Annotated in this window: 5 protein-coding genes; 2 read left to right on the top strand and 3 right to left on the bottom strand. The window is 68.2% G+C overall.

Annotated features, from left to right (window positions below):
- The coding region (locus tag LPZ50_RS20855; protein ID WP_230664570.1) for an NAD(P)-dependent oxidoreductase at positions 1–745 on the top strand (745 nt) is incomplete at its 5' end.
- A 233-nt stretch (positions 746–978) separates the two neighbouring features.
- Positions 979–1887 (top strand): ornithine cyclodeaminase family protein, encoded by a 909-nt coding sequence (locus LPZ50_RS20860; RefSeq protein WP_230664572.1) that lies wholly within the window; start codon positions 979–981, stop codon positions 1885–1887.
- Positions 1888–2071: 184 nt separating this feature from the next.
- On the opposite strand, the gene LPZ50_RS20865 is transcribed toward LPZ50_RS20860, so the two are convergent.
- The 3 genes from LPZ50_RS20865 to LPZ50_RS20875 all read right to left on the bottom strand — a co-directional run.
- Positions 2072–2995 carry a phosphoribosyltransferase gene (locus tag LPZ50_RS20865; protein WP_230664574.1) on the bottom strand — a complete coding sequence of 308 codons (924 nt, stop codon included), beginning with the start codon at positions 2993–2995 and terminating at the stop codon, positions 2072–2074.
- 76 nt (positions 2996–3071) lie between these two features.
- Entirely contained in the window at positions 3072–3806 is a 735-nt protein-coding gene (locus tag LPZ50_RS20870; protein WP_230664576.1) for a GntR family transcriptional regulator, read from the bottom strand.
- Between the two features lies 1 nt (position 3807).
- Positions 3808–5668, bottom strand: a 1861-nt coding sequence (locus tag LPZ50_RS20875; protein ID WP_230664577.1) for a carboxyltransferase domain-containing protein, incomplete at its 5' end; no start/stop codon positions are given.

Consider the following 5668-nt stretch of genomic DNA (forward strand, 5'->3'; position numbering starts at 1 on the left):
GGCTTCGCCCGCGGAACTGGGCGGCATGGCGCGGGTGGTGATGCTGTGCTTGTCGGATACTGCCGCGGTCGAGGCCGTGCTGTTCGGCGAACAGGGCCTGGCTTCCGCGTTGCCGGCGGGCAGCCATGTCATCGACACCAGCACCATATCCGCGTCGGCCACGCGCGAGCATGCGCGCCGCCTGGCCGAACGCGGGGTGGCGCTGCTGGATGCGCCCGTCAGCGGCGGCCAGCAGGCCGCCGAGCAAGGCAGCCTGAGCTGCATGGTGGGCGCCACCCAAACCGCCTTCGACGCCTGCCAGCCCTATCTGCAGGCGATTGCGTCGCGCGTGGTCAGGGTGGGCGATAACGGCGCCGGCCAGGTGGCCAAGGCCTGCAACCAGGTGGCGGTCAGCGCGGTGATGCTGGGCGTGGCCGAGGCTTTCTCGCTGGCGCGCAGCAGCGGCGTGGACCCGGCCGCGGTGCGGGAAGCCTTGCTAGGCGGGGCGGCGCGCAGCGCCGTGCTGGAAAAGAACGCCCTGCGCCTGCTGGAAGGAGACTTCAAGCCGGGCTTCCGCGCCGGCCTGATGCGCAAGGACTTGCGGCTGGCCCTGGACGCGGCGCGCGATGCCGGCGCCTGCCTGCCTATGGCCGCCAATACTTTGCAGTGGCTGGAAGCCGCGTGCAATACCGGCCGCGCCGAACAAGATTGGAGCGTGGTGGGCCAGTTGATCGCCGACATGGCGCGGCCGGCCGCACAGGACTGACCCCGGCTGCCGCCGGCGGAAGCCGGCCTGCCGGGCTGCGGAGCTTGTCCGTGGCATGCGCAAAGGTTATGAGTACTATTGCGTTTGCTATTTGTGCTGCGCCCCGGCCCGATTGCATCATCGACGATTCTCCATGTTCCCGTCACCGGGCCCGCGGGTTCGCCCGTGCGCCGTGGCCGCTGTGCGCGGCCGCCGGCGCGCCCCTTTGTTGACCGGCCATTCAAGGAACTTCGATGTTGTTTATTTCTGATGAGCAGGTAGCCCAAACCATTACCATGCGTGCGGCGGTGGACGCCATGCAGGCGCTGTTCCAGGACCTGGGCCGCGGCGCGGGCGTCATCCAGGAACGCGTGCGCGTGCATGACGCGGGGGTCTCGCTGTCGATGATGGGCGGCATCCACACAGGTGCCGGCGTCATGGGCGCCAAGGTGTATCCCACCATCAACGGCCAGTTCAATTTCATTATTCCGTTGTTTGCCTGCGACGATGGCCGCCTGTTGTGCACGGTGGCCGGCAACGCGCTCACGCGCCTGCGCACGGCCGCGGTCACGCGGGTGGCGGCCGACCGCCTGAAACCCGGGCCGGGCCGCAAGGTGGCGGTGTTCGGCAGCGGCGTGCAGGCCGATTCGCACGTCGAGGCCTTTGCGCTGGACGGCTATGCGTCTGAATTCCGCGTGGTGTCGCGCAGCGGCGGCGCCGCGTTCGCCGAACAGCTGCAGCAGCGCTATGGCGTGCCGGTATCGGCCGCAAGCGCCGAAGAAGCGGTGGCCTGGGCCGACGTGGTCATCACGGCTACCCGCGCGGCCGAGCCCCTGTTCGACGGCAAGTTGCTGCAGCCCGGCACGCTGGTGGCGGCCATTGGTTCATCCAAGCCCGTGACGCGTGAAGTCGACGACGAAGTGCTGCGCCGTGCCGCCCTGATCGCGGTGGAATCGGCCAGCCAGACCGCGCGCGAAGGCGGCGAGCTGGTCATGGCGGGGCCCGATACAGGCGCGTCCGGCAAAATCGTGGAACTGGGCGCCTTGCTGCAGAACCAGGATGCCGCGCCGGCCACGGGCGACCTGCTGGTGTACAAGTCGGTGGGCATCGGGCTCGAGGACGTCGCGCTGGCGCACCACATCTATCGCAGCGTGGCCGCCTGAAGGTGGGTTGCCAATTGTCGATTGCCGGGTGTCTGGCTCCCGTCAGGGTGCCAGACACCGCTGTGTGCCACGACAGCTTCAGTAGAACGGTGTCCGGCACCCTGACGGGAGCCGGACACCCATGAACATCCGCACGCTCGCCACGGCCGCTCAAGGTAGCGCCATGGATGCCAGGCCCTAGCCGCTAGCGCAGCTCATCCGCGTGGCTGGCATAAATGGCCAGCGCCGTCTGGCCATTCCACCAGTACACCCGCGCCACTTTTACCAGGCGGGCGATTTCCAGTGCCTGGGCCATGTCGCTTTCGATGAAATGCGTATGGCAGCCCGCCACGATGGCCTGGGCCTTGTGTTCGGCGGTCTGGGCGGCGCTGTGGCGGGCTGCGTCGCGCATGACCAGCGGGCCCTGGAAGCCATGGCGGTGCAGCCAGGCCTGGGTGCGCGCCCGGTCTTGCTCGGGGCGGCCGGTAATAATGGGCAGCAGGCGCAGGTCGCGGCCGGGCAGGGTGGCGCTGGGCACCAGCAGATCGCGCTGCGCCAGGGCCGCGGCCAGGTCGGATTCATACAAGTGGGTGGGCAGGTCCGGCAACAGGATGCCGTCTAGGTCGATGGCCCACGACGCATAGGCGTTCGACGGCAGTGCGGGCGCATTGTCAGTGGCATCGTAGGCCGGGGTGATGGATTCGCGTTCCCAGGGAAACCAGGCGCGCAGGCCCGCGGGCATTTCCACGCCGAAATCGGGCCGCACCCGTGATTCGGCGTCGTAGGCCAGGGTGAACACGCTTAGGCGGTAACCCAGCGCGGCCAGGAATTCGATGCTGTCCGACAGGGTGGTGCCGCGCCCGGCAATGTCTTCGACCAGCAGGACGCGCGCGCCGGCCGCGGGGGTTTGCGCGGTGAACCACGATACCTGCCGGGCCTGGCGCTGGTACGACACGGCATACAGCGGCAGGTCCAGCGCCGCGCTGGCGATCAGGGCCGGCGCCAGGCCGCCGCGCGCAATGGCCACCACGGCATCGAACCCCATGCCGCGCCATCGCGGCACGTGTTCGGCCACGACCTGCTCGACGCGGGCATAGTCGTAGGGAAACGCGGTGCGTGCAGTCAGCATGGACGGCCAGGGGAATACGGAAGGCGCAAAAATTTTGCCACATATCCGCCCCGCGTGGCGCCCACGCGGTTTACCGCTAGGCCACCGCCGCGTGCATGGCCGTGCGGGCGGCCTGCAGCCGGTGCAGGGTGATCTTGCGCACTTCGGCTTTGCTGATCTCGATGTGCGACTTCAGCATGCGCACGGCCTCGTCGGCGCGGCGCGCCAGGATGGCGCGCAGAATGGCGCCATGTTCCATGTAAGTGGCATCCACGCGGTAGTCCTTGGTGAAGTCCAATTGGCGGATGATGCGGATTTTTTCGGTCACGTCGCGATGGATCTGCGCCATTTCCGGGTTGCCGGCGGCCGCCACCAGCGCGCAGTGGAAGGCTTCGTCCAGTTCGGCGGCCTGCCGTCCGTTGCGCAGGCGTTCGGCCGGCGGCACCAGCCAGATGTGCTTCAGTTCAGACAGGATGCCGTTGCCGTCCATGTCGTGCATGCCGCAAAGCCGCTGCACCGACGCCTGTTCCAGCACGATGCGCACGTCATACAGGGCTTCGAAGCGCTCGAAGTCGAAAGGGCGCACGCGCCAGCCGCTGCGCTGGCGCAGCAGCACGAAGCCTTCGCGTTCCAGCCGGTACAGCGCCTGGCGCACCGGCGTGCGGCTGACGCCCAGCCGCGCCACCAGTTCGGCCTCGGTGAATTCGTCGCCGGGCAGCAGGCGGAATTCGAACAAGTCGCGCTTGATCAGTTCGTAGGCCTGCCCCGCCAGCGTGATGGCGGACGAGGCGGCGGGGGCGGCGCCGGTCTGGGGGCTCAGGGTCAGTCGCATGTCAGTCCACGGTGCAATCGGCCTCGGCATCGATCACCAGCAGCATGTCGCCGCTGTTCACCGGCTTGCCCTGGGCGCACTGGATGGCCGTGACCGTGCCGCCGAAGTCCGCCTTGATGGACAGTTCCATCTTCATGGCTTCCACGATGACCAGGGTGTCGCCGGCTTCGACGCGCTGGCCGACACTGACCGGAATCTTCCACACGTTGCCGCACAGGTCGGCGCACACCGCGCGTTCGCCGGCCGCCAGTTGCAGCGCCGGTTCGGCGGGCGCCTGCAGTTCGGCGGTGGCGGTTTCCTCGGCCTGCCACAGCGCCACTTCGGCTTCGAAGGCGGCCTGCTGCGTGGCCTTGAAGGCGTCTATGTCTGCGGCATGCTCGGCCAGGAAGCGCCGGTGGGCGGCGAAATCGAAGTCCTCCTCTTCGATGCGCAGCGTGGCGCGGCCTTCGCGGAAATCTTCGCGCAGCACCGCCAGTTCGGCCTCGGACACCGGGTAGAAGCGTACCTGGTCGAAAAAGCGCAGCAGCCAGGGCTCGCCTTCCTGGAATACCGGGTTCTTCAGGAACTTGTTCCAGATAGGCAGGGTGCGGCCTACCAGTTGATAGCCGCCGGGCGAATCCATGCCATAGATGCACATGTAGACGCCGCCGATACCAACCGTGCCTTCGGCCGTGAAGGTACGCGCCGGGTTGTACTTGGACGTCAGCAGGCGGTGGCGCGGGTCGATGGGCACGGCGCAGGGCGCGCCCAGGTATACATCGCCCAGGCCCAGCACCAGGTAGCTGGCGTCGAACACAATGCGCCGCACGTCGTCGCGCGACGGCAGGCCGTTGATGCGCTGGATGAAGTCCACATTATTGGGCAGCCACGGCGCGCTGGCGCGCACTGTTTCCTGGTAGCGCTGCACGGCGCCCAGCGTGGCGCTGTCCTCGAACGCCATGGGCAGGTACACCACGCGCGTGGGAATCTTCAGGCTGGCGACATCGGGCAGGGTGTCTTCGATGCGCAGCAGGCGCGCCACCAGGGCGTCCTGGCGCACGACGCGGCTGTCGTACTGGATCTGAAGCGAGCGCACGCCGGGCGAGAATTCCAGCACCCCGGCGATCGGCTCGGCCGACAGCGCCTGCATCAGCAGATGCACGCGCATGCGCAACGCCAGGTCCAGCACGTTGTCGCCATACTCCAGCAACAGGTAGTTGTCGCCCGCCTGGCGATAAGTGACCAGGGGCCGCGCGCCGGTGGGGGGCAGGCTGGCCACCACGGGCGCCAGCGTCGCCAGTTCCGCCGCCGGCGCGTCCGTGCGCGTCTCGGCGCCCAGCGTGGCGATGGCTGTGTCTTGTTGCTGTTGCAGGGCCAGGGCCTGTTCGGTGGTCAGCGGGGTGAAGCGGATGCGGTCACCCGGCCGCACTTGGCCCACTTTCCACAGTTCGGCCTTGGCAATGGTCACCGGGCATACAAAACCGCCCAGGCTGGGGCCATCGCGCGTCAGGATAACCGGGCTGTCGCCGGTGAAGTTGACGCTGCCGATGGCGTACTCGCAATCGTGGATGTTCGACGGATGCAGCCCGGCTTCGCCGCCGTCCTGGCGGGTCCAGGCCGGCTTGGGGCCCATCAGCCGCACGCCCAGCCGGTTCGAGTTGTAGTGCACTTCCCAGTCGGCTGCAAAGAACTGCTCGATGGACTCCGGTGTAAAGAAGTCCGGGGCGCCATGCGGGCCCAGCAGGACGCCGATATGCCAGTGGCTGGGGTATTCCGGTATCAACGATGCATGCACCGGCGCGGGTTCGCGCTCTGGGGCGGGCGTCAGGCTGGCGGGCAGGCCGGGTTGCGCCAGCGGCAGCATGTCGCCGGCGCGCAGGCAG

Origin of the sequence: Bordetella petrii, from assembly GCF_020991325.1 — a bacterium.
GTDB classification, from domain to species: domain Bacteria; phylum Pseudomonadota; class Gammaproteobacteria; order Burkholderiales; family Burkholderiaceae_B; genus Bordetella_A; species Bordetella_A petrii_E.